The sequence below is a fragment of the Sphingomonas sp. HDW15A genome, from assembly GCF_011301715.1.
Taxonomy (GTDB): domain Bacteria; phylum Pseudomonadota; class Alphaproteobacteria; order Sphingomonadales; family Sphingomonadaceae; genus Sphingomicrobium.
On sequence record NZ_CP049870.1, the window covers coordinates 1,454,426 to 1,478,383 of the forward strand.

At 63.5% G+C, this 23,958-nt stretch carries 22 protein-coding genes and 1 pseudogene; 9 read left to right on the plus strand and 14 right to left on the minus strand.

Annotation, left to right across the window (positions count from 1 at the left end):
* Nucleotides 1-90 precede the first annotated feature (90 nt).
* Both paaZ and G7076_RS07565 read left to right on the plus strand, forming a co-directional pair.
* Nucleotides 91-2,115: a phenylacetic acid degradation bifunctional protein PaaZ gene (paaZ, locus tag G7076_RS07560; RefSeq protein WP_166201737.1), complete on the plus strand. Its 2,025-nt coding sequence runs from the start codon at nt 91-93 to the stop codon at nt 2,113-2,115.
* A 36-nt stretch (nt 2,116-2,151) separates the two neighbouring features.
* A complete protein-coding gene (locus G7076_RS07565; protein WP_166201739.1) occupies nt 2,152-2,583 on the plus strand; it encodes a CBS domain-containing protein in 432 nt (143 codons plus the stop codon).
* Between the two features lie 51 nt (nt 2,584-2,634).
* Here G7076_RS07565 and G7076_RS07570 read toward each other — a convergent pair whose 3' ends face one another.
* The 8 genes from G7076_RS07570 to G7076_RS07605 all read right to left on the minus strand — a co-directional run bounded on the left by G7076_RS07570 (nt 2,635) and on the right by G7076_RS07605 (nt 9,113).
* Complete coding sequence (locus G7076_RS07570; RefSeq protein WP_240913744.1) at nt 2,635-3,177, minus strand: F0F1 ATP synthase subunit B; 543 nt, start codon at nt 3,175-3,177, stop codon at nt 2,635-2,637.
* Complete coding sequence (locus G7076_RS07575; RefSeq protein ID WP_166201740.1) at nt 3,170-3,664, minus strand: ATPase; 495 nt, start codon at nt 3,662-3,664, stop codon at nt 3,170-3,172. Before G7076_RS07575 ends, G7076_RS07570 begins: the two co-directional genes overlap by 8 nt.
* A gap of 63 nt (nt 3,665-3,727) precedes the next feature.
* Nucleotides 3,728-3,955: a F0F1 ATP synthase subunit C gene (locus G7076_RS07580; RefSeq protein WP_166201742.1), complete on the minus strand. Its 228-nt coding sequence runs from the start codon at nt 3,953-3,955 to the stop codon at nt 3,728-3,730.
* 27 nt (nt 3,956-3,982) lie between these two features.
* Nucleotides 3,983-4,762: a F0F1 ATP synthase subunit A gene (locus G7076_RS07585; RefSeq protein ID WP_166201744.1), complete on the minus strand. Its 780-nt coding sequence runs from the start codon at nt 4,760-4,762 to the stop codon at nt 3,983-3,985.
* Between the two features lie 2 nt (nt 4,763-4,764).
* Nucleotides 4,765-5,109: an AtpZ/AtpI family protein gene (locus G7076_RS07590; RefSeq protein ID WP_166201746.1), complete on the minus strand. Its 345-nt coding sequence runs from the start codon at nt 5,107-5,109 to the stop codon at nt 4,765-4,767.
* A 214-nt stretch (nt 5,110-5,323) separates the two neighbouring features.
* Nucleotides 5,324-5,686 (minus strand): YdbL family protein, encoded by a 363-nt coding sequence (locus tag G7076_RS07595; protein ID WP_166201748.1) that lies wholly within the window; start codon nt 5,684-5,686, stop codon nt 5,324-5,326.
* The gene (locus G7076_RS07600; RefSeq protein ID WP_166203480.1) at nt 5,686-5,883 is read right to left on the minus strand and encodes a YnbE family lipoprotein; all 198 of its coding nucleotides are present in this window, start codon (nt 5,881-5,883) and stop codon (nt 5,686-5,688) included. Before G7076_RS07600 ends, G7076_RS07595 begins: the two co-directional genes overlap by 1 nt.
* Nucleotides 5,884-5,915: 32 nt before the next feature.
* A complete protein-coding gene (locus G7076_RS07605) occupies nt 5,916-9,113 on the minus strand; it encodes a YdbH domain-containing protein (RefSeq protein ID WP_166201749.1) in 3,198 nt (1,065 codons plus the stop codon).
* A gap of 175 nt (nt 9,114-9,288) precedes the next feature.
* Between G7076_RS07605 and G7076_RS07610 the strand changes: the two genes are divergently transcribed.
* Nucleotides 9,289-9,654 (plus strand): JAB domain-containing protein, encoded by a 366-nt coding sequence (locus G7076_RS07610; RefSeq protein WP_166203482.1) that lies wholly within the window; start codon nt 9,289-9,291, stop codon nt 9,652-9,654.
* Here G7076_RS07610 and G7076_RS07615 read toward each other — a convergent pair.
* Entirely contained in the window at nt 9,651-10,073 is a 423-nt protein-coding gene (locus G7076_RS07615) for a VOC family protein (RefSeq protein ID WP_166201751.1), read from the minus strand. The genes G7076_RS07610 and G7076_RS07615 overlap by 4 nt on opposite strands.
* Nucleotides 10,074-10,155: 82 nt before the next feature.
* Between G7076_RS07615 and purB the strand changes: the two genes are divergently transcribed.
* Genes purB through G7076_RS07630 form a run of 3 tightly spaced genes read left to right on the plus strand, consistent with a single transcriptional unit; the run spans nt 10,156 to nt 14,581 of the window.
* Nucleotides 10,156-11,481 carry an adenylosuccinate lyase gene (gene purB / locus G7076_RS07620; protein WP_166201752.1) on the plus strand — a complete coding sequence of 442 codons (1,326 nt, stop codon included), beginning with the start codon at nt 10,156-10,158 and terminating at the stop codon, nt 11,479-11,481.
* The gene (locus tag G7076_RS07625; protein ID WP_166201754.1) at nt 11,478-12,008 is read left to right on the plus strand and encodes a biliverdin-producing heme oxygenase; all 531 of its coding nucleotides are present in this window, start codon (nt 11,478-11,480) and stop codon (nt 12,006-12,008) included. The genes purB and G7076_RS07625 overlap by 4 nt, the downstream gene beginning before the upstream one ends.
* On the plus strand, nt 12,005-14,581 hold the full coding sequence (locus G7076_RS07630) for a GAF domain-containing protein (RefSeq protein WP_166201756.1): 2,577 nt from the start codon (nt 12,005-12,007) through the stop codon (nt 14,579-14,581). The genes G7076_RS07625 and G7076_RS07630 overlap by 4 nt, the downstream gene beginning before the upstream one ends.
* On the opposite strand, the gene dnaJ is transcribed toward G7076_RS07630, so the two are convergent.
* Nucleotides 14,578-15,696 (minus strand): molecular chaperone DnaJ, encoded by a 1,119-nt coding sequence (gene dnaJ / locus G7076_RS07635; protein ID WP_166201757.1) that lies wholly within the window; start codon nt 15,694-15,696, stop codon nt 14,578-14,580. The two genes, G7076_RS07630 and dnaJ, sit on opposite strands and share 4 nt — an antisense overlap.
* Before the next feature lie 64 nt (nt 15,697-15,760).
* Nucleotides 15,761-17,688, minus strand: a pseudogene (dnaK, locus tag G7076_RS07640) (molecular chaperone DnaK).
* A gap of 119 nt (nt 17,689-17,807) precedes the next feature.
* On the opposite strand from dnaK, the gene G7076_RS07645 reads away from it, so the two are divergent.
* Nucleotides 17,808-18,857 (plus strand): phosphatase PAP2 family protein, encoded by a 1,050-nt coding sequence (locus tag G7076_RS07645; RefSeq protein ID WP_166201759.1) that lies wholly within the window; start codon nt 17,808-17,810, stop codon nt 18,855-18,857.
* Here G7076_RS07645 and fabG read toward each other — a convergent pair.
* Both fabG and fabD read right to left on the minus strand, forming a co-directional pair.
* Entirely contained in the window at nt 18,786-19,526 is a 741-nt protein-coding gene (gene fabG, locus G7076_RS07650) for a 3-oxoacyl-[acyl-carrier-protein] reductase (RefSeq protein WP_166203484.1), read from the minus strand. The two genes, G7076_RS07645 and fabG, sit on opposite strands and share 72 nt — an antisense overlap.
* Nucleotides 19,526-20,464, minus strand: a complete 939-nt coding sequence (gene fabD, locus G7076_RS07655; RefSeq protein WP_166201761.1) for an ACP S-malonyltransferase — start codon at nt 20,462-20,464, stop codon at nt 19,526-19,528. The genes fabG and fabD overlap by 1 nt, the downstream gene beginning before the upstream one ends.
* A 166-nt stretch (nt 20,465-20,630) precedes the next feature.
* On the opposite strand from fabD, the gene G7076_RS07660 reads away from it, so the two are divergent.
* Nucleotides 20,631-21,860, plus strand: a complete 1,230-nt coding sequence (locus G7076_RS07660) for an APC family permease (RefSeq protein ID WP_166201763.1) — start codon at nt 20,631-20,633, stop codon at nt 21,858-21,860.
* Here the strand turns inward: G7076_RS07660 and G7076_RS07665 are convergent.
* Nucleotides 21,805-22,968: an aromatic ring-hydroxylating dioxygenase subunit alpha gene (locus G7076_RS07665; protein ID WP_206367513.1), complete on the minus strand. Its 1,164-nt coding sequence runs from the start codon at nt 22,966-22,968 to the stop codon at nt 21,805-21,807. The genes G7076_RS07660 and G7076_RS07665 overlap by 56 nt on opposite strands.
* Before the next feature lie 83 nt (nt 22,969-23,051).
* Here G7076_RS07665 and G7076_RS07670 point away from each other — a divergent pair, with 83 nt between their 5' ends.
* Entirely contained in the window at nt 23,052-23,882 is an 831-nt protein-coding gene (locus tag G7076_RS07670; protein WP_166201764.1) for a nickel-binding protein, read from the plus strand.
* The last annotated feature ends 76 nt before the right edge of the window (nt 23,883-23,958 follow it).

Below are 23,958 nucleotides of genomic sequence, written 5' to 3' on the forward strand. Positions count from 1 at the left end.
CGTGGTCAGCGCAAGCTTGCGACATCCTCCACATCGGACCTGATCGCCGGGGCTTTGCAAAGCGGCCTGCCGTCTGCCACGGAAAGGGACATGAAAACCCAGCAACTGCTCAACTACGCCCGCGACTCTTGGGTCGCCGGCGATACCACCAGCCTGTCCGAGCTGCCGAGCGCGATCGACGGGGCGATCGTCGCCGCCACCGGCTCCGGCGGGCTCGATTTCAAAGCCATGCTCGATCATGCCCGCCACGTCGGCGGGCCGGCCTTGCGCGCCCTCACCTTCCACCAGCGGGCACGGATCCTCAAAGGGCTGGGCCTCGCCATTTTGGAGGCAAAAGAGGCGCTGTACGAGCTTAGCTACCAGACCGGCGCGACGCGGAAAGACGGCTGGATCGATATCGAGGGCGGCGCGGGCACCCTGCTCTCCTTCTCTTCCAAGGGCCGCCGCGAGCTGCCCGATGCGCACGTTCTGCTCGACGGCGCGCTGGAGCCGCTGTCGAAAGGCGGAAACTTCGTCGGCCAGCATATCTACACACCGCTGCAAGGCGCGGCTGTGCACATCAACGCTTTCAACTTCCCGGTGTGGGGAATGCTGGAGAAACTGGCGCCGACCTTGCTCGCGGGCGTCCCCGCCATCGTCAAGCCGGCCAGCGCCACCGCGTTCCTCACCGAAGCCGCCTTCCGGGTGATGATCGACAGCGGGCTGCTGCCGACCGGTGCGGTGCAACTGATCGTCGGCGGGGTCGGCGATCTGTTCGACCATTTGACCGGCCAAGACGTCGTCAGCTTCACCGGATCGGCGGCGACGGCGTCTAAGCTCAAGAACCATCCGGTCGTGCTTCGCGAGAGCGTCCGCTTCGTTGCCGAGCAGGACAGCCTCAACGCCTCGATCCTCGGGCCCGATGCCGAACCGGGAACGCCGGAATTCGACCTGTTCGTGAAGGAGGTCGTCAACGAGATGACGGTGAAGGCGGGGCAGAAGTGCACGGCCATCCGCCGCGCCATGGCGCCCGCCGAGCATCTCGACGCGGTCGAGGCGGCGATCCGCGAACGGCTTGAGGCAACGACGGTTGGCGACCCGCGCGACAAGGACAGCCGGATGGGCGCGCTCGTTTCCGTCGCCCAGCGCAAGGACGTCCGGTCGCAGGTCGAGAAGTTGCTCAATGCGGGTGCACGCGTCGTCTCCGGTAATCTCGAGGCGGAGTGCGGCCCGGAAGGCGGCGCGTTCATGGCCCCCATCCTGCTTCGTGCTGACGACCCGTGGAGCAGCGCCGCGGTGCATGACGTCGAGGCATTCGGACCGGTCTCGACCGTCATGCCATACAAGGACTTGGCCGACGCCGTCGCGCTCGCCAATCGCGGCATGGGAAGCCTGGCGCTGTCGCTGTTCACTTACTCGCCCGATGCGGCGCGGGAGTTCATCCAGGGCGCGGCGGCCTTCCACGGCCGGATGCTCGTCCTTAACCGCGACAATTCCAAGGAATCGACCGGCCACGGCTCGCCGCTTCCGGTGCTGGTCCACGGCGGACCCGGCCGCGCCGGCGGATCGGAGGAGATGGGCGGGATCCGCGGTGTGAAGCATTACATGCAGCGCACTGCCATCCAGTCGACCCCGGCGATGATCGCCGCGATCAGCGAGCAGTACATCCCGGGCGGGCCGAAGCACGTCATCGATGCGCACCCGTTTCGCAAACGAATGAGCGAGCTCGAAATCGGCGACACGCTGCGCACCGCCAGCCGGACGGTGACGATCGCCGACATCGAGCATTTTGCCGAATTCACCGGCGACAAATTTTACGCTCACATGGACGAGGAAGCGGCCAAGGCCTCGCCGATATTCGAAGGACGGGTGGCGCACGGCTACCTCATCCTGAGCTTCGCCGCCGGCCTGTTCGTCGATCCCGATCCGGGCCCCGTGCTGGCCAACACCGGACTCGAGAATCTGCGGTTCCTGACGCCGCTCTATCCGGGCGATTCGATGCGGGTCGAGCTGACCGTCCGCTCCAAGTCGCTGAAGAGCGAAGACACCGGCGTGGTCCGCTGGGCGGTCGAGATCTTCAACCAGAAGGACGAATTGGTCTCGACCTACGACCTGCTGACGGAGATTGTGCCCTGATCGTTCGTTGATGCCGGTGGAAGAGGAAACCCAGCGATGAAGATCAGCGATGTTATGACCACCGACGTAGAGACTGTAAGCGCCGAGCAGACAGCTCGAGAGGCAGCCCACTTCATGCTGCGCGCCGACACCGGCTCGATCCCCGTGTGCGAGAATGGACGGGTGATCGGCATGGTCACCGACCGCGACATTGCCGTTCGCGGCGTTGCTGAAGGCCGCGGCCCCGATACGCCGGTCAGCGACCTGATGAGCGACGGGATCGTCTGCGCCCATGAGGACGACGACGTCGACGCCGTCGCCAAGCGCATGAGCGACGAACAGGTCCGCCGCATGCCGGTGCTCGATTCGGACGAACGGCTGGTCGGAATGGTTAGCCTGGGCGATCTTTCCCGTGAAACGACGGGCGAGGCCGCGAGCGCGGCGCTGGAGGGTGTCAGCGCGCCTGGCGGCCAACACCAGCAAGGCTGACAAAAAAGCCCGGATCTTAGCCCCGGGCTTCTTTGTTCGATGGCGATGAAATCAGAGGCTGGCGATCGCCTTGTCGACCAGCGGCTTGTCAGACTTTGCGTCGTGAGCGCCGGCGACCAGCTTGGCAGCACCAGCGGCAGCGACCCGCGCGGCCGTCGCGTGGATGTCGGCGATTGCCGCCCGCTCTTCGGCAGCAATCTTCTCTTCGGCCATCTTTGAGCGCCGTTCGACCAGGGTCTTCGCGTCGCTCTTGGCCTTGGTGACGATCTGCTTGGCCTCCGTCTTGGCGCGCTCGACCATCGCCGCGGCCTCGCCCTCGGCGGCCTTCGCCTTGGCCTCATATTCAGCCTTCAGCGCCTCGGCCTCCTTGCGAAGCGTTTCGGCTTCGGAAAGCTGGGCCTTGATCTCGGCAATCTTCTTGTCGAGCGACTTGCCGACCGATTCCGGCACCTTCTTCCAGATGAAGATGGCGAAGACCGCAAGCATGGTCAGCGCGACCCACTGGGTCGGGTCCATGCCTAGTGCAGTGGGGGTGGCATGAGCCGCGGCTTCGCCATGCTCGGCGGCTGCAGCAGCCAGCATTAGCTCAAGCATTGGCCATGACCTCCTTCACCGCGCGAGCCGAATCCGCCGCCTTGACCTCAACTCCGGCGACCGTCCGGGCGATCTCGGAAGCAAGCTCGGCCGCGGCCTGCTCAATCTCCTTGACCGCTGCTTCGCGCGAGGCCCGGAGGCTCTGCTGCGCCTCGCCGATCTTTGCGGAAATCGCGGCATCGGCTTCGCCTAGCGATTTCTCCATCGACTTGGCGCCTTCGTCCTTGGCCTTGCCCGTCAGCTTCGTCGCTTCGGCTCGGCTGGCGTCCATCCGCTCCCGGTAGGCGGCTTCGACCGCATCTGCCTGGGCCCTTGCGGCTTCCGCAGCGGCGAGGTCTTCGGCCATGCGCTTTTCGCGCGCGTCGACGGTCGCATGGATCTTGGGCAGCATGCCCTTGCCGATCCCGAAATAGATCGCGCCGAGCACCAGCAGCAGCCAGAAGAACTGGCTGTTGGCGACCTCGGCAAGCTGATTCAGTTGGGGCATTGCTGTTCCTGCCAGGTGCGGCGGACGTCAGGCGACGCCCGCCCCCACCAAAACGCTCTTGGCTTAGATGGCGTAGAGGATGATCATCGCAACTGCGAAGGCGATCAGGCCCAACAGCTCGGCGGCCGCGAAGCCGATGAACAGTCGGCCCTGCTGGCCGTCGGCCGCAGCCGGATTGCGAAGCGCGCCCTGAAGGAACGAGCCGAAGACCGTGCCCACGCCGGCAGCGGCAGCGCCGACGCCGATTGCCGCGAGACCGGCACCGATGACCTTTGCAGATTCAAGATCCATAATATCAAACTCCTTGGGTAAACGCGTTTAGTGAAGATGTTCCGCGTCGTTGATGTACAGCGACGTGAGAAGAGCGAAGACATAAGCCTGGATCGCGGCGACCAGCAGCTCGAGGACGTTGACCGCGACGATGAATACGAAGGACAGTATCGAAATCCCGATCCCCATGGCGGTGCCGCCCTGAAGACCTTGGATGATGAAATAGGCGAACACCTTCACCAAGATGTGGCCGGCGATCATCGCCACGAAAAGTCGCAGGCCGAGGCTGAACGGTCGCACTAGGAAGCTCAGCAGCTCGACCACGAAAATGAACGGAACCATCGGCTTGGGCGTTCCGTGCGGAACGAACAGGCTGAAGAAGTGCAGGCCGTGCTTCCAGAAACCGACAATGAGCACGATCGAGAAGCTCATGACCGCCATCACGCCCGTGACCGTGAACTGGCTGGTTACGGTGAAAGGGTGGACGCCCGGAATGATCCCGAACGGCATCATCCCCATGAAGTTGGCAAACAGGATGAAGACAAAGATCGTGAAGATCCACGGAACATACCGGCGGCCGTCCGGGCCGATATTGGTATCGACCATGTCGTAGATGAACTTGGTGATTCCCTCGACCGCCATCTGCCAGCGGCCGGGAACCAGCTCCCGCTTCATTCCGCCCATCATGAACAGCCAGATCGAGCCGAGGACGATCAGCATCCACAGCGCGCTGTTGGTGAAGACGAATGGATCGCCCGGAGCAGCCGGCCCGAACAGCGGGTCGATCTGGAATTGATGCATCGGGTCGATCTTGATCTCGGCCGCCACGTTTATTCCTTCGTGTCCGGAACTTGTCCGGTGCGATTGTTAGCCACTCGAAACACGCTTCTGACGGCGAGGCCGAACCCGAGGAACAGCATCGCCAGCATCACCCACGGCGTCGTGCCGGCCACCCGATCGATCAGCCAGCCGATCAGGCCGGCGCCGAACGGAAGTCCGATCAGGTCCGACAGGATCCGCATTCCGGCAGACCGGATTACGCGCTGGGATTCGGTCGTCATCCGACCGTCCTTGAGCGCCTCCTCCGCCTTGAGCCGATCGAGCCGCTTGTCGAGCGACGTCAATCGGGCATCCTTTGGAGATTGCGGTTCCTGGTCGATCCCGTTCGCAGCCATGTGCCTCAACTCCCAAAATGCGCGCCGCCGGACCGGAGAAATGGCCTGCTGGCGTCTAAGGCAAGGAACATGGCGGCGTCAGGCCCGCCAAGGCGCCGCCCCTTTATGAAGGGGCCTTGGCCAAGTCAACCGGTGCATCCACCGATTGCACTCACCCTCAGGGCCTTTTCTGACGCTTCTCGCCCTAGGTTCTATGTGTCGCAGGCTCGGATGCTCAACCACAATAATCCGGCCGCGGAGCCGATTCGCCGGCAGCGCGACGACGCCACCGCCCGTCCGGCAGCAGATACGCCTCGCCGACCGCGACTCCGCCGAGCAACTCGCAACCCGCCGTGACGCCGACGTCGCCCGGGGCGACCCCGCGCCTGGCCCCAAGCTGGCTGTAAAGCGCGCGGCGCTTGATGTTGATGGCATTGACCTGGCTGCGGACCGCCGGCGGCACCGCGCTGACGATGCCAAGATAGCCGTCGAACCGCTCGCCGACCTGACCCGCGGCGCGGGCAGCCGATTGCTCGGGCTGGGCAAGCGCCGGACCCGCCAACGCTGCAACGCCCGCAAGCACTAGCAACAATCGCATCAGCGCGGACTCCCCCCGTCCGGCTTGCGCTGTGGGAAAGCGTCCGGGTTCTGGCGTATCAACTCCTCGACATCACGCTGAAGGCGAACAAGCACTTCCTGCTCGATCCTGACGTTCAGGTTGATCTCAATCGGCTTGTCGGGCGCGCTCACGGAAACGCAGCTCGCGCTCAGCGGAAGGAGCAACAGGGCCGCCATTCCGTTCCGAGCTAGGCGAAGGTTCGCTGGGGTCATTGGCTTGGCTCGCTTTCACTAGGCTTGGTTTCACTTGGGGGCTTGGTAGAGACTTCGATGTCCTGCTCGACCGGAGTCTGGCTCTGCTCCTGCTCTTCTTCGCGGCTGCGGACCTCGGTGATAATTCCCGGCACGTCGTTGATCGGGACGGGCATCACTTCATCGATAACGCTGCGCGGGTCGCGAAAACTCTTGGCCATGGCGATGAGCGCCCTGAACGGACCCCGGATGCTAACATTGAACTTGAACGGAATCTTGCCCAGCACGGACTTCACCAGCCGCTGGGTTCCGGTCGCGTTGGCCAGGCCGACCTGGTCGATCGTCAGGCCGGCCGCGAATTCGCCTGCCAAATCGCCATCGAGGCGGATGACCATGTTCGAGAACCGCAGAGAGCGCAGCGCGTCGAATGCCAGGCTGCCCATCGTGCCCAAATTGGCTTTGCTTACGGCCCCTTCGTAAGAAAGCGTGCCCCCGCCCGGGCGGCTTTCCAGCCGGCCTCCGACGATCCGGCCGCCGCTCTCGTCAAAGATCATCGGCAGTACACCGTCGAAGGTGCCGCTGGCTCTGATTCCGCTGAACTGAAGGGTATCGACGAACGTCTCGGCATTGAGGCCGACGACGGTGAACGTCAGCCGTTTGGCGGTCGGCCGGTTGAAGTTGAGGATCGTCTCCTCAAGTATCAGGCGCCCTCCCATGAATGGCCATTCGCCACGCTCGATCTTGACCAGCCGGCCGGGCAGCAGCTGGTAGCGCACCTCCCCGTTCAGCACTTCGATACCCGGATTGAGCTGCGCGACCGTGAGAGACTGGCCGGGCGCGGTTTCCAGCCCGAGAAGGTCGCTGAAACGGATAGTCGTCGAAAGTCCTGTCACCGGACCGAAGGCCGCTGCGAGATCGAGGCCGTTCGTGGTGAACTCGCCCGTTGAGGTGACCTTGCCGCTTCCGGTCCAGTCGATCCGCCCCTGCCCGCTGACCGTGCCATCGACCAGGGCGACGATGCCCTCCGTCAAACGTGTGAGGTCGGTCGGCTGAAAGCCGTTAAGGGCGAAGGTAATCCCCGGGACATCGATCACAGCTCCGCCGTTTCCGGTCGACAGGCGATGGTCGATGGTAACGTCCGCGACCCGGATTCCGGTTTCGGGGTCAGTTAACGTTCCACCGGCTTCGATTTTATCGTTGGCGAGACGGAAGCGGAGATCGTTGCTCTTGAGCGGGTAAAAGCGCGGCTCCGGCGCCATGTCCGTAACCGTCGCCGATCCGTTGATCGCGAGCACGCCGCGGCGGAAATCATACTTGCCGGCCGCCTCGCTCAGCCGGATTGGCACCCGGCCAATAATGGCCTCGGCATCCGCGAAATCGCCGACCGCCCCACCGCGCCCCATGTTGCCGGTCAGGCGTGACGCTTGGATTCGCACCGGCGCCTCGCTCTTGCCCATGCGCATCGCAAGCTCGGTCGCGGCGAAACGGTCCGTCGCGCTCAGGATCGCCTGCGCTGCGGTCAGCGCGAAAGGCGAACGCCCAAGCGTTCCGGAAAGCCGTAGGTTTCGAGTCTGAGCGCCGACTTGCAGGGGACCGCCGTCGCGCTTGGCGAGAATCGCTCCGCCGGTCGGGCAGACCGGCACTCGCGTGGCTCCGATTCGAAGCGCGCCTGCGGTGAGTGAGCTGAAACGCGCGTCGATGCATCCGCGACCGAATAGGAACCCGCCACCCGGCCCACCGAACCGTCCTTCGATCGGAAGCCGGAGGCCGGTAACACGGCCGCCGGAGAAGGGTCCGTCGAGCAGCGCCACCGCCTCCAGCTCCGTGGAGCCGTCCCGCTGACCTTCGAAGCGGATTTCCGACATTGCGAGACGAGCCCCGCCGGCCGAATAGGGCGCCATGCGCGCCGTTCCGGTCAGCCGTCCGACGCCCCTTGGCTGGCTGAGTACGATGTCGGTCCGGGGGAGCCCGCCGCCGTCAGTCGCAATCCTGCCATCGATGCGTAGCTTTCCACTTGGCCAATAATAAGTGATTCCGTCGCCGCCGCCGACGAGCACCCGCGCGCCGTTCGGTCCGCGAACGTCAGCGGCTCTGATCCGTGCCGCTCCACCCCCACGCAGATTGACCAGGGTCAGCTTGCCCTTGGCGTCGAATCCGCTTGCCGTTCGCTGGACTGCCGCAGCGATCGCCTGCGCGACAGGCCCCAGAGGCGTTCCCTTGGCGCCTTCGAACGGCCCCTTCAGTTGCGCAACGAGCGGAGCGGCGAGTGCTGCGCTGGTCGCGTCATAGTCGGCGTTGACACCGAGGCTGCCCTTCGCAGGCCATAGCCTGTAGCGGCCTTTGAGGCGGGTTCGGTCGGCGAATATGGCCGCGAGCCGCGCCCGCTGCGCCGAGAGATCGAAGTTGCCAGAAGCATCCTCGGCGTCGCCCTTGAAGCCGAGAACCCCGGCGAGGTTAGCGAGGCCGTTATCCCCGGCGGTCAGAGACTGAACGGCGATTCGGCCCTTGCCGTCAAAGGAATCGAAACCCTCGCTGAAGCTGCTGTCGAGGTCGAGCTTGGGCTCCACCAGCGCCATTCGGCTTTTCGGACAATTGAGGGTCTCCGCAGTCAACGGCCCGCGCACGTGCGGTCGGCGAGCGACGACTGCGAGCGCGACCGACGCACGCATGCCGTCCAGCGCGCATGCACCCATCCGCAGTGATCCTGAAGCCGCCGCCAGCTTGCCCTTAAAGCCGCCGGTCAGGTTGCCGGAGCCGGCAACCGCAAACCCCAGGTTGCCGTAGGGCGTGGCGAGTGCCAGCGTTGAGTCCGCGATGTCCACCGCGACATCTGGCAGGCGGAACGGCTCGCCGCTTGGCGGCGGAAGCAGCTTGTCCACTTCGCCCCAGGTCACTCGGCCGCTGTCCAGCAGCCGGCCGCGCAGCCGCACGCCGCGCGCCACGATCCGGTAGATCGCGATGGTGCCGTCCCATTTGAACCGCATCTGAATCCGCGCGTAGCGCGCGGTGAGATCCGGCTTCGCCGGGTCGCCGATCGTGACGTTGCGGATGACCTGATTATGCAGTCCGATCCGGTCGATGGTGTAGGTGGCGCGAACGCCGCGCCGCTCGAGTTCGCGTTCGATGAACTGTTCGGCAATCGGCCCGCGTGCGAGCCATGCGGCGACGAGAAGGACAAGCAGGCCGGCGAGAAGCAATGCTGAGATGAAACGCAATCGCGACCGCCCGCGAGCCACCGTTGCCGGTGCCGCATCGGGCGCAACATCACCCTCCCCTGATTGGTCACGCCAGGATACCATCGAAAGTTAAACCCGTTCCCTATGCCGCCGTTCCGTCGCCGATACGGTTGCACCGTTACACAGCGCAATCCACCCCGCTAGCGTTGCCCGCATTGAGGAAGCTCCGAGTGACGCGTCAGGGCATCGTGCCCGCCTGCGCCAGCGCCCGTTCGAAGGCGGCGGCGGGGCGCTGCTCGATCATGAACTGGTTGAATATCTTCTTACGCTCGCCATTCCGCGCCGCGACACAAAGGCCAGGGCCAAGTCCTTGATCGCCCGCTTAGGTGGCACCGGGCCGCTGCTGTCCGCCAACGCTGTCCACAACCATCCATCGGGCGACCCGACCCCGAGCCAGGCCGACATCCGCCTAACCCGCGACCTCATCGACGCTGGCCGGCGCATGAATAGCGCGCCTCACAACTATCTCATCGTCGGCGCCCAAGGGCGCTCAAGCATGAAGGCGATGGGGTTGATCTAGCGCGCGAACAGTTGGCCCATGTCAGCAAAGGCCTTGAATTCCAGCGCGTTGCCGGCGGGATCGAGGAAGAACATCGTCGATTGCTCGCCTGGCTCTCCCGCGAAGCGCGTATACGGCTCAATCATGAACGGTACGCCGGCAGCCTTCAAACGCTCGGCGAGCGCATTCCATTGAGACGTCGGAAGGACGACTCCGAAATGCGGCACCGGCACGTCATGGCCGTCGACCGCATTGCCGGGTGCGTTCGCGCGCGGCTGTTCGGAAAGGTGCGCCACAATCTGGTGGCCAAAGAGGTCGAAGTCGATCCACCGGTCGCTGCTGCGGCCTTCGCCACATCCGAGCACGCCACCGTAAAACCGGCGCGCGGCGTCCAGGTCGTCGACGGGAAAGGCGATATGAAAGGGCGTAAGATTGCTCATGCCTGCGTCACTAATGCCATTAGCCGGTGTCGCGCCAGTCTGGCGATTGCGACTTGCCGCTCCCCTGCTAGCCGACCAGCCCATGGTTCCACGTTATTCCCGCCCCGCAATGACGGCCATCTGGTCGAGTGAAAACCGCTACCGAATCTGGTGGGCGATCGAGGTATTCGCGGCCGAAGCGATGGGAAAGATCGGAATGATCCCGGCCGACGACGCAGCGACGATCCGCAAGGCCTATGATGACGACGTGCTCGGCGACATCGACGTGCCCGCGATCGACGCGATCGAGGCCGTGACCAAGCATGACGTCATCGCCTTCCTTACCTGGGCCGGCGAGAAGCTGGGGCCGGAAAGGCGCTGGCTTCACCAGGGCATGACCAGCAGCGACGTACTCGACACCAGTCTCGCCGTCCAACTCAGACAATCCGCCGACCTGCTGCTCGAGGATCTCGATGCCCTGCTCGCGGTGCTCACGCGACGCGCCTTCGAGCATAAGCTGACGCCGACCATTGGCCGCAGCCACGGCATCCATGCCGAGCCTGTCACCTTCGGATTGAAGCTCGCGCAGGCCTATGCCGAGTTCGATCGCAATCGCGCGCGCTTAGCCGCAGCCCGCAACGACATCGCCACCTGCGCGATTTCCGGCGCGGTTGGCACCTTCGCGAACATCGACCCGGCGATCGAGGAGCATGTCGCGAAGGAACTGGGCCTGACCCCGGAGCCGACGAGCACCCAGGTCATCCCGCGGGACCGCCATGCGATGTTCTTCGCGACGCTCGGAGTCATCGCGTCCTCGATCGAGCGGCTGGCGGTCGAGGTTCGCCACCTCCAACGGACCGAAGTGCTCGAGGCCGAGGAATATTTCTCACCCGGCCAGAAGGGCAGCTCCGCGATGCCGCACAAGCGCAATCCGGTGCTGACCGAAAACCTCACCGGTCTCGCCCGAGTGGTGCGCTCCGCCGTCGTCCCGGCGATGGAGAATGTCGCGCTTTGGCATGAGCGGGACATCAGCCACTCGTCGGTCGAGCGTTTCATCGGCCCCGATGCCTGCATCACGCTCGACTTCGCGCTCGCTCGCCTGACCGGTGTGATCGACAAGCTGCTGGTCTATCCCGAGCGCATGCGGCGCAACATGGATCGCATGGGCGGCCTCATCCATTCGCAGCGTGTGCTCCTCGCGCTCACCCAGGCCGGCCTCAGCCGCGAGGACAGTTACGCGCTGGTCCAGCGCAATGCGATGAAGGTGTGGGAGTCGGACGGCGAGTTGCAACTGCTCGACCTGCTGAAGGCGGACAGCCAAGTCACGGAGAAACTGTCCGAGTCCGAGCTCGAAGCGCTTTTCGACCTCGATTACCACATGAAGCGGATCGATCAGATTTTCGCGCGGGTCTTCGGCACCTCCGCTTGAGCGCGCATCTCCAGCTTCGCGCCGCGACGCGCGCGGCGCATGACCGCGTTGACGCGTATTTCGCCGGTTTCGATCTTGCCGACCAGCGGCAATATGGCGAGTTCCTGCTTGCCCACGCCGCCGCCTTCCTGCCCGCCGAGCAGGCGATCGCGGACGCTGGCGGCTCGAACCTACCGGGCTTTCACCAACACCGGCGCTCTGCTGCGTTGCGACAGGACCTCGCCAACCTCGGACTCGACTCTCCGTCGACGGGTTCAATTCCGCCGCTTCGTTCTTTTCCCGAAGTGCTCGGCGGCGCCTACGTTCTCGAAGGCTCGCGCCTTGGCGGAGCGGTCCTCGCCCGGCAAGTTGCGGCCGGCCTTCCGCGCCGATTTCTAGCCGCGCCGACACCGGCTGGACATTGGCGCGCTTTCATCGCTTATTTGGATGCTCAGCTTGACGACGACCTGGCCATCGCCAGTGCGATCCGCTCGGCCCTGGAGATGTTTGCGTTGTTTGAATCCACAGCCACCAGCGTGCGCGCATGAGCGATTGGGATTCATCCGCCGCGGTTGACCTCACCAACTGCGATCGCGAGCCCATCCACCTATTGGGCGCGATCCAGCCGATCGGGTTCCTGATCGCGCTTTCGACCGACTGGATCGTATCCGCAGTGTCGGCGAACGTGGCCGATTTTCTCGACGTCGCGCCGGATGCGCTGATCGGCCAGCCGATCGCGAACTTCCTGCAGGCGGAGGCCGTACATTCCCTTCGCAACCGTCTCGCACTCTTGCGCGGTGAAGATGCGATCGAGCGAGTCTTCCGCCTGCCCCTGACCGGCTCGGGACGGCCCTTCGACGCCGCGATCCACGTTTCCGGGTCGAAGATCATTATCGAAGCAGAGCCTTCGAACGAGCGCGACTACGGCGACGCGACGGGCACGGTTCGAGGCATGATCGGCCGCCTCGACACAGCCCGCGACCTTGCCGCATTCTTTGCGGAGGGCGCCCGCCAGGTTCGGGCCCTGACCGGCTTCGACCGGGTGATGGTCTATCGCTTCGACGCCGACGGGTCGGGAGAAGTTGTTGGAGAGCATGCCAAGAGCGGGATCGGCAGCTTTTTCGGACTCCACTACCCGCACACGGACATCCCGAAGCAAGCGCGCGAACTCTACACGAGGTCGCTGCTTCGCGTGATCACCGACATTGACTCGATGCCGGTACCGATCGTCCCCACGCTCGACGAGAACAGGAAGCCGATCGATCTATCGCTGTCCGTCTTGCGGTCGGTCTCACCAATCCACATCGAATATTTGCGGAACATGGGCGTTCGCGCCTCCATGTCGATCTCGATCCTCGTCGATGGGAAATTATGGGGTCTGATCGCCTGCCACCATTACAGCCCGCGCTGTCCCGGCTTCGAGCGGCGCTCGGTCGCCGAACTCTTCGCCCAGATGTTCGCAATGCGGATCGAGAGCCGCCTGCGCCAGCAAGTCGTCGAATATGAGCGGCGGGCGCGCGATATTTCCGACCAGTTGCTCGGGGCGGTCGCGTCCGACGAGACGCTGCTCAATGACCCGGCCTGGCTCTCCGACATTCTTACACACGCCATCCCTGCTGACGGGGTGGCCGTCTGGATCAACGGCAGTTACGCGATGTCAGGCCAGACTCCTGACACGCGCGGCGTGGCGGCGATCGTCCAGGCGTTAAACGGCGCTGCTGCCTCGCGGGTCTTCGCAACCGACCGAATTGCCGACCTGGTCCCCGATTCCGACTTCGGGTCGGTAGCGGGAATGATGTCGCTGCCGATCAGCCGGACGCCGCGCGACTATGTCATACTGTTCCGATCGGAACGTGTCCGCTCCGTTCGATGGGCGGGCGATCCGCACAAGCCGGTCGAATATGGCCCAAACGGACCGCGGCTCACGCCGCGCGAGAGCTTCGAGGAATGGAAGGAACTGGTTCACGGCCGCTCCGAACCGTTTACGCCATCCGAGGTGCGGGTGGCCGAGACGCTCCGTGCGACCCTCATTGAAGTCGTGCTTCGCCTTTCCGACGAGGCGACCGTGGAGCGCCAGCGGGCGACGGCCCGCCAGGATTTGCTAATCGCGGAGCTGAATCACCGTGTCCGCAACATCCTGTCGCTGATTCGCGGGCTTATCCGACAGTCTCGTCCGCCCGACGGTGCCTCGGTTGACGATTTCGTTGCGGTGGTTGACCAGCGCGTCCATGCGCTTGCCCGCGCACACAACCAGATCACCGAAGACCAATGGGGCCCCGCCCCGTTTCAGAGCCTGATCGAGGCGGAGGCGGCAGCATTCCTTCAGGATGGGCTCAAGCGAATCACGACCAACGGCTGCGATGTCATGCTCAATCCGCAGGCCTACTCGACCCTTGCGCTCGTCATTCATGAACTGACGACCAATTCGACAAAGTACGGCAGCCTGTCCAACGGCGGCAGGGTGCACGTGGGTTGCCAGAAGGACGAAGACGGCAACGTTGCGATCGAATGGATTGAGGCCGGCGGCCCTCCTGTCGAGGAACCGAAGCGGCGCGGCTTTGGTACGACCATCATCCAGCATTCGGTGCCCTACGACCTTGGCGGCACTGCCGATCTTACTTTCGAGCCAAGTGGTTTGAAGGCTCGGTTCACGGTTCCGGCGAAGCATGTAGCCCTCGATGAAGCACCCGTACGCAACTCACCGACAATTCAGTTCACCAAGCCCGAGCCGCAGCAGGCCGAGGTCGATTCGACGTTGCTGGCGGGCAAGCATGTCCTCCTCATCGAAGACAGCCTGGTCATTGCGCTGGATGCCGAAGACCTGCTTCGCAAGCTTGGTGCACGGCATGTCACGACAGAAGGCAGCGTCGCCGGAGCGATCATCGCGATCGAAACGTCGCCGCCCGATATCGCGGTGCTCGACATCAATCTCGGCGATCACAACAGCTTTGCAATCGCGGATCGGCTAGCCGACCTGGAAATCCCGTTCATGTTCGCGACCGGCTACGGCGAACAGGCGCAATTGCCGGAGCGGCACCGCCCGCGGATCGTCGTCCAGAAGCCATATACCTTAGCCAGCCTGAGCCGGCGCTTTCCCGAGTTGATGGAAAGCGTGTCCTAGCCCAGCATCTCGCGGACCCGAGCGAAAAACCCCTTCGCGGCCGGACATTCCTCGCCGGTCTCACTGTCCTGGAACTGCTTGAGCAACGCCTTTTGCGCCTTGCTTAACTTGGTCGGAGTCTCGACCAGGATTCGCGCGACGAGGTCGCCTCGGCCGCGACCGCGGAGAACGCTCATTCCAGCCCCGCGCTGGCGCAGCATTTCTCCCGACTGAGTCCCGGCCGGAATGGCGACATCGATGGTCCTGCCGTCGATCCCTGGCAGGGTGACCGTTCCGCCGAGCGCGGCGGTCGTGAAGCTAACCGGGCATTCGGCGACGAGGTTGGTCCCGTCGCGCTGGAAGATGGGATGGCGCCTCATGTGCACGAATAGGTAGAGGTCGCCGCTCGCCGCTCCGCGCATTCCGCTCTCGCCCTCTCCGGCAACGCGGATTCGCGTCCCCTCATCGACGCCTGCGGGAATATCGACGCTGATCTTACGCCGCTTCAGCGCGCGTCCTTCGCCATGACAGCTGTTGCACGGGTCGGCGACCGTCTCGCCAGCGCCGAGGCAGTGCGGACAGGTTCGCTCGACGACGAAGAACCCCTGCTGCGCGCGGACCTTGCCCCCGCCGCCGCAACCCGGGCACCGCGCGGCGCGCCCCTCGCCTTTCGATCCGCTGCCCGAACATGTTTCGCAGCGCGAAAGCGCCTCGATATGGATTTCCTTTTCGGCGCCAGCAAACGCCTCTTCGAGCGTCAGCTCGAGGTCGTAACGCAGGTCTGCTCCGCGCGCGACGTTCTGGCGCTGCCCGCGTGGATCCATGAACTCGCCGAAAATCGACGAAAAGATGTCTGAAAAGCCTTCAAAGCCGGCCGATCCGAACGGATCGTTGCCGCTTCCGCCACCATTCTGGAAAGCGGCGTGACCGAAGCGGTCGTAGGCTGCGCGCTTCTGCGGGTCCTTCAGGCAATCATAAGCTTCACTGATTGCCTTGAACTTGGCCTCATTGTCCTTGCAGCCGCCGGTCCGGTCGGGATGGCATTCCATGGCCAGCCGCCGATACGCGGACTTGATCGTTGCTGCGTCGGCGTCCCGCGAAACGCCGAGCAGCTGATAGAAATCTTCACGAACCACTAGACGACCCCACCCACGGCGAAGGGCGCCGGCTGCTTTTTAACCGGCGCCCTTGCGACCATGATCATCCCTTGTTCTCGTCGTCGACCTCTGAGAATTCGGCGTCAACGACATCCTCTTCCGCAGGTTTGGCTTCCGCTTCCGCGGATGCTTCACCCTGAGGCGCGGCTTCAGCCTGTTGGGCTTCGTACATCGCCTGGCCAAGCTTCATCGCCGACTGTGCGAGGGCATTGGTCTTGGCAGTGATCACCTCAGGATCGCCGCCCTCGAGCGCGGTCTTCACCTCGGCGATCGCGCCCTCAATCTCGCTCTTCACTTCGGCCGAAACCTTGTCGCCATGTTCGGCGAGCTGCTTTTCGGTCGAGTGGACGAGGCTTTCCGCTTGATTCTTGGCTTCCGCCCCGGCTCGGCGCTTTTTGTCTTCCTCGGCGAACTGCTCCGCTTCCTTGACCATATTCTCGATATCGGAATCCGAAAGACCGCCCGACGCCTGGATGCGGATCTGCTGCTCCTTGCCGGTGCCCTTGTCCTTCGCGGAGACGTTGACAATTCCGTTGGCGTCGATGTCGAACGTGACCTCGATCTGGGCACACCGCGCGGCGCAGGCGGAATTCCGACCAGGTCGAACTGCCCGAGCATCTTGTTGTCGGCCGCCATCTCGCGCTCGCCCTGGAACACGCGGATGGTCACCGCATTCTGGTTGTCGTCCGCGGTCGAGAAGGTTTGGCTCTTCTTGGTCGGAATCGTCGTGTTGCGATCGATCATCCGCGTGAAGACACCGCCCAGAGTCTCGATGCCGAGCGAAAGCGGCGTGACGTCCAGCAGCAGAACGTCCTTGACGTCGCCCTGAAGCACGCCCGCCTGGATGGCGGCGCCCATGGCCACGACTTCGTCCGGATTGACGCCGACATGCGGCTCCTTGCCGAAGAAATCCTTCACGACTTCGCGCACGCGCGGCATGCGGGTCATGCCGCCGACCAGCACGACGTCGTCGATCGCCTTGGCGTCGATTCCAGCGTCCTTGAGCGCCTTCTTGCAAGGATCAAGCGTACGATTGATCAGCTCCGCGACCAGCTTCTCGAGGTCAGCGCGGCTGATCGTCTCGACGAGGTGGAGCGGCGTCGTCGCGCCGCCTTCCATGCGCGCGGTGATGAACGGCTGATTGATCTCCGTGGTCTGCGCGCTCGACAGCTCGATCTTGGCCTTCTCTGCGGCTTCCTTGAGCCGCTGAAGCGCAAGGCGGTCAGTGCGAAGGTCGATGCCTTCCTTCGCCTTGAACTTGTCGGCGAGATATTCGACGATCTTGGCGTCGAAATCCTCACCGCCGAGGAAGGTGTCGCCATTGGTCGACTTCACCTCGAACACGCCGTCGCCAATCTCGAGGATCGAAATGTCGAACGTGCCGCCGCCAAGGTCGTAGACAGCGATGGTCTTGCCGTCGTTCTTCTCGAGACCGTAGGACAGCGCTGCCGCCGTCGGTTCGTTGATGATGCGCAGCACTTCAAGGCCGGCAATCTGGCCGGCGTCCTTGGTCGCCTGGCGCTGCGCGTCGTTGAAGTAAGCGGGAACGGTAATTACCGCTTGGGTGACCGTCTCGCCGAGATAGGCCTCGGCGGTTTCCTTCATCTTCTGAAGAATGAAAGCACTGATCTGCGACGGCGAATAATCCTTGCCTCCCGCCTGGACCCAGGCGTCACCGTTCGTGCCCTTGACGATCTTGTAGGGCACCAGCTCGGTGTCCTTCTTGGTGATCGGGTCGTCGAACCGGCGGCCGATAAGCCGCTTCACAGCGAAAATCGTGTTGTCGGGATTGGTCACGGCCTGGCGCTTCGCGGGCTGGCCGATGAGGCGCTCGCCGTCCTTCGTGAAGGCGACCACCGACGGCGTGGTGCGGGCACCCTCGCTGTTCTCGATCACCTTGGGCTTGCCACCTTCCATCACGGCGACGCAGCTGTTGGTGGTCCCAAGATCGATACCGATCACTTTGGCCATAATGATTCCTCTTCTTGCTGCCCCGGACGCGTCGCAACGCATCCGAAATATCTTCATCGTTACGCGGCGATATAGGTGGCGCTTTTTGGGCGACAAGGGTTTGCACTCAGGCGATATTCATGGCCAGCGATTGGCATAATCTTAACCATGAAACGCTATTTGCCCCCGCCATGGAGCACCGGAACGATCGCCGCCCTGTCAGTTCAAACGCCGCTGCCTGGGCGTTTCTGCTTTTCCTCACCATTTGCCTCGGGTTGGTCGAACTGGCCGATCCTGTGCCCATCACGCTGCGCGGTATCCTGCCACTGACGCTGTCCTGCGGCACCTTGTGGGGCGTCGCTTATTATTACCGGCATATTCGACCCGTCGAAAAATTCGCGGAGATGTGCATTTCCTTAAGCCAAGTGCTCCTCTTCAGCGCCGTTGGAATCGTATTGTCCTACCTTGCCGCGCGAACCAATGCGCCTTTGTGGGATGAGACGTTCGTGCGCTGGGATTTGGCCTTGGGTTTCGACTGGATGGCGGCCATGCGGCTCGTCGACCAAAGCAAGGTGGCCGTCGTCGTCCTCTACGTCGCTTACGGGTCACTGATCCCGCAGATCGTCTTTCTCGTATGTGCGCTGGGATTCATGCAGAAGCTCGAAGACCTGCGGACCGTCATGCTCGCGGCGATGCTGTGCGGCGCCGTCTGCATCTTCATTTCTGCGTTCATGCCGGCGGTCGCTTATCCGATCCACTACGGTATCACGCCAACTACGTTCGAGAACGTCGTGCCTTGGGCGGGCTTCATCAAGCTTGGCGATTTCATGTCGCTGCGTGACGGGACAATTGCCCGCTTGGATTTCGCAAACATGCAGGGGCTGATCACCTTCCCCAGCTATCATGCCGGCCTGTCGGCAGTGACCTTCTGGGGTTTTTACCGCACCGGGATCAACTGGCTGCGACTTCCCGGCATGACGCTCGCCTTCCTGACGATCGTGTCGACCCCGATCGACGGCGGCCACTACTTGGTCGACGTGATCGCCGGCATTGCCGTGACTATCGTTGCGCTGTTCGCAGCGCGACGGATGATCCGTTGGGACCCTCATTCGAGGGGCTTACGGCATTGCCATCCCGCCGTTCACGTGAAGCGTCTGCCCGGTAACATATCCGGCCTCGTCGGAGGCTAAATAGACAACCGCAGCACCGATATCCTCGCCTTTCCCCATCGCCCCTGCCGGTATCTTGCCGAGAATCGCTTCGCGCTGCGCATCGTTGAGCGCGTCGGTCATGGCCGAGATCATGAAGCCCGGAGCGATGCAGTTGACGGTAATCCCGCGGCTTGCGACCTCCTGGGCAAAGCTTTTCGACATGCCGATGAGGCCAGCCTTCGATGCGACGTAATTCGCTTGGCCAGGGTTGCCGGTCACACCGACGACGGATGTGATGTTGATGATCCGCCCGCGGCGCGCCTTCATCATCGGCTTCATCGCGGCGCGCATTAGACGAAATGCCGCTTCCAGGTTGACGGTAATGACCTGCTGAAAGTCCTCGTCCTTCATCCGCATCGCAAGGTTGTCGCGAGTGATGCCGGCATTGTTGACGAGAATGTCGATCTTGCCGCCGAGCGCTTCGACCGCTTGCGGGACGAGCTGGTCCACCGACGCCGTGTCCGAGAGATTGCAGACCAGCGGGATCGCCTTGCTTCCGAAACCGCTGGCAAATTCCTTGAGCTTCGCCTCGTTGGAGCCGGAAACGGCGACAGTCGCACCCTGGTCGATGAGCGCCTTGACGATAGCCGAGCCAAGCCCGCCGCTCGCGCCCGTCACAAGCGCGGTCTTTCCCGAAAGGTCGAACATCATGCGAGCTCCTTGGCGATGGCTTCAATATCCTCAATGGTCACGACGCTGACGACTTTGGCTTCGGGCGAAATCCGCTTGACCATTGGCCCAAGCACTTTGCCGCCAAGCTCGACGAATTCCGACACGCCCTCGGCCGTCATGTTGGCGATGCTTTCGCGCCACCGAACCATGCCGGTCACTTGCTGGACAAGCTGATCGCGGATGGTATCCGGATCGGCCGTCGCTGCAGCGGTAACGTTGGCGTAGAGCGACACTGCCGGAGTGGCGAGGTCGACCATGCACAGCGCCTCGGCCATGGCATCGGCGGCGGGCTGCATCAGCGAACAATGGAACGGCGCGCTTACCGGAAGGGCGAGCGCCCGCTTGGCACCCATGTCCTTGGCCAGCGCGATGGCGCGATCGATGGCGCCCTTATGGCCGGAAATGACGACCTGCGACGGGTCATTGTCATTCGCAACCTCGCAGACTTCGCCCTCGGCGGCAGTTGCGGCAATGCGTTGCGCAAGGTCGAGGTCGGCGCCAAGCAGGGCGGCCATCGCGCCCTCGCCCACCGGCACGGCGCGCTGCATCGCCTGACCGCGCAGTTTCAGCAGCCTGGCGGTGGTCGCAAGATCGAACGTGCCAGCCGCGGCAAGCGCGCTATATTCGCCAAGGCTGTGCCCGGCGACGAACTGCACCGCTTTCTCAAGATCGACTCCGCCATCCTGGGTCAGGACTAGAAAAACGGCGAGCGCGTTAGCCATGATCGCCGGCTGGGCGTTCTCCGTCAGCTTAAGGTCGTCCTCAGGTCCTTCGATCATCAGCCGGAAAAGATGCTGACCCAGCGCCTCGTCGACCTCGCCGAAGACCTCGCGGGCGACGGCGCTCGCGTCGGCCAGAGCCTTGCCCATTCCGACCGACTGGCTGCCTTGTCCGGGGAAAAGAAACGCGCGCATGAAAGTCCCTGTTGCTATACGGTTCGGCGCGCGGACTAGGCCGACGACCGGTCATTGCCAAGTCCCGGGGGGAGCCATCGATGGGTGAACGCGGTGCACCGCAATTGCTGGGCCCCTGGATGACCGCAGCACTGGTCGTCGGGGGATCATCGGCTCCGGCATATTTATGCTCCCGGTTGCGCTTGCTCCGCTCGGCCCCAATGCGATCGCCGGCTGGTTGGTGAGCGGCCTCGGCGCCTTGTGCATCGCCTTCGCCTTGTCGCGACTGGTCACCGCCGACGGCGAAGGTTTGCAGGCCTATATAGAGCGCGGTTTCGGGCCGCTGGCAGGTTTTATCGTCGCTTGGTGCTTCCTGGTTTCGACCTGGGCGGCGAATGCGGCCCTGGCCATTGCTGCCGCCTCGGCGACATCCCGCGTCGTTCCGCTCGTCGCGGGTTCGGGCAGGGTTGCACTGCTGGCGGTGGGGTTCATCGTCTTTCTCACAGCCGTCAACGCCGCCGGGGCGCGTGCCATGGGAAGGCTGGCGGTGGTGACGACCTTGCTGAAGTTGCTGCCGCTGCTGGCGGTCATTGCACTTGCGGCGATTGGCGGGGCTCAAGGCCGCTCCTTCGAGCCCCTGGCGCCAGAACCGCTATCGATCGACAATATCTCGCTCGCGGTGGCGCTGACCCTGTTCGCCCTGACGGGTTTCGAAAATGCATTGGCGCCGGTCGGCAAGATCCGCGACCCCGCGCGCAACATTCCACGGGCGATGGTCGCGGGCACGGCTTTCGTCGCCATGCTCTACCTGCTTTCAAGCACGTCCGTGCTGCTCCTCCTTCCCCTCGCCCAGACGGCGTCATCGGCGGCCCCGTTCGCGGATGCACTAGTGTCAGAGTGGGGCGAAAGCGCCGCCATCCTCGCCGCATTGGGCATGGCCATCGCAGCATTTGGTGCGCTCAATGGCGGCATCATGGTTGCCGGGGAAGCGGGCTACGCATTGGCTCTTCGCGGCGACCTGCCCTCGCCTTTGTCGCGAACCCGGCCGCCGAACACGCCGGTTGTGAGTCAACTGGTTTCGTCCGGGATCGTAATCCTGCTGGTGTTCTTCAACAGCAGCCGAACCACGGCGGGCCTGTTTCAGTTCGTCATCCTGCTCTCGACCGTCGCTGTGCTGGTTGTCTACCTGGTCGGGTCGCTGGAGGCGCTGAGGCTGCGCCAGTCGCCGCTCGCAACGATTCCCATCGTCGTCGGAATCGGCTTTGCGCTATTCGCTTTCTACGGGTCCGGGCTTGAGGCCAACCTGTGGGGCCTGGCACTCCTGGTTGGCGGGCTAGTCATCCGCACGCTGATGCATCGATTCAATGCGCCCGCGGCCAGTTCGCCGGAGGTCGCTCGAGCCGCGCTTCGGGAATGAAGGCGCGAAGCTTGGCGGTAAAATTGCGAAGGCAGACTTCGCTTTTTCCGAGCGGGCCAGGTGTGAAGCTGTCGCTTTCCATCCCGCGCTGAACCCGCGAGATCAGCGCCGTGTCCTCAAGGTTGACGCGGCGGTTGATCCGCCAGTTGAGATAGCGTGCTGCGCGCATCTCTCGCCGCGGGTCGGGCAACGCGTAGCTGATCTCGCGAATGACACTGGTCGTCGGCCCGGTCGGGATCCACTGCATGAAGTCGACCTGGTCTGGATAGATGTCGAAGGCCACGCACGGGAATAGCTTGAAATAGAGCCATTTGCGTCGGTGACTCTCGGGTAGGTGCAACGCGGCCGGCAGCAGTGATTGATAGGCCCGCTCGCTAGGAGCCTCTGAAGGATCGTCGCGAAGGTCCCCTTCCATCTTGTCGACCCACTCGCGCGCCTCGATTCTGTAGCTGCGCCCGAACAGGCGTGTGAGTCCGGGATGGCCAACGGGTATGTGCAGATGGTCGCTGTAATTGTCGGCAATCGTCTTCCAGTTGAGGTTGCGCGGCCGAAGCGTCACCCGGCCGATCGCGCGCAATCCCTCTAAGCGGTATGGGGCGATTTCCGCGTCGTAGGGCGCCATCATCTCGGCTACGCTCGGTAAGCCGTCCTCCAACCGGACGAAAAGGAATCCGCGCCATTCCTCCAGCACGACGGGCTTCAAGCCGAGCTTCCCCGGTTCCAATCCCGGATAGTCCTGGCGGTGGGGAACACCGGCCAGCTGACCCTGCCGGTCGTAACTCCACGCATGATAGGGGCAGGTCAGGACTCGCGCGCACCCTTCGTTCCCGTCCAAGATCCGCGACCCGCGATGGCGACAGACGTTGTGGAACGCCCGTACCTTCCCGTCGTCCCCGCGAATGACGATGATGCTCTCGCCCAAGTAATCGAAGCTCTGCCAGTCGCCCGGCTCCGCGATGTCACTGGTGTGACAGGCGATCTGCGGGCTTGCGCGAAGGAAAGCCGCTTTTTCGGCTTCGAAGAAATGCGGGTCATGATAGACCCAGCCGGGTAGCCCGAGATCGGCCAGCGCGTCCGGATTTAGGGGCTTGCCAAACATCTCATTCATGAAGGCGGCTCTACCACCGGGTCTCCTTTTGCGCAGCAGGATGAATCGCGCTAGAGAACCCGCCGATCGGAGTTGGGCAAGAGATGCCGCTTTATCTCGATATCCATCAGGTTCCCGGCGCCAATGCCGAAGACCTGCGCAAGGCCCACGAGGCGGATCTTGCTGTCCAGGCCAAATATGGCGTCGATTATCGCAAATATTGGCATAACGAAAAGTGCGGCAAAGTCTTTTGCCTGGTCGAGGCGCCTGACGCCGAAGCCGCACGCAAGGTTCATCTGGAGGCCCATGGCCTCGAGGCCGAGAAAATCATCGAGGTCGATCCCGACATGGTCGACGGCTTCCTCGGCGGGACCGACGTAAACGATGCCGGTGCGGCGATACTTCCGGGGATTCCCAGTGCTCGCGATACGGCCGTTCGAAGCGTGATGTTCACCGACGTCGTCGGCTCGACGGAAATGGCTCAGCGGCTGGGCGACGACATCGCGTTCGAGTTGATCTCGATACACGATGCGATCGTTCGCGCGGCCGTCAGCGAGTTCAACGGCCGTGTGATCAAACACACGGGCGATGGCATCATGGCGGTGTTCATTTCGCCTGTTCAGACTGTCAGATCGGCCTGCCGAATCCAGAGCGCCGTACAGGCGATCGAGCCCAGTCCCAGGATTCCAGCCTTCCAGGTCCGCATAGGTGCCGCCGCCGGAGAGCCGATCGAGCGGGACAACGACTTCTTCGGCTCGACTGTCAACCTTGCCGCCCGCCTTTGTGCCCATGCCGAGCCTGGCAAGGTGCTCGTCACCAACGGCATCGCCGAGCTATGCCTGGGTAAGGGCGTGACGTTCGCCGATATGCGCGATGCGGAACTCAAGGGGTTCGACGAACCAATCCGGATGCGCGAGGTCGTCATTACCTGCTAGAGCCTTGCGTTTTGGCGGCAATTCCATCATAGGCCCGCTCAGCCGCCAGGTTCGCCTGGCGGTCTTTTGCTTTTTG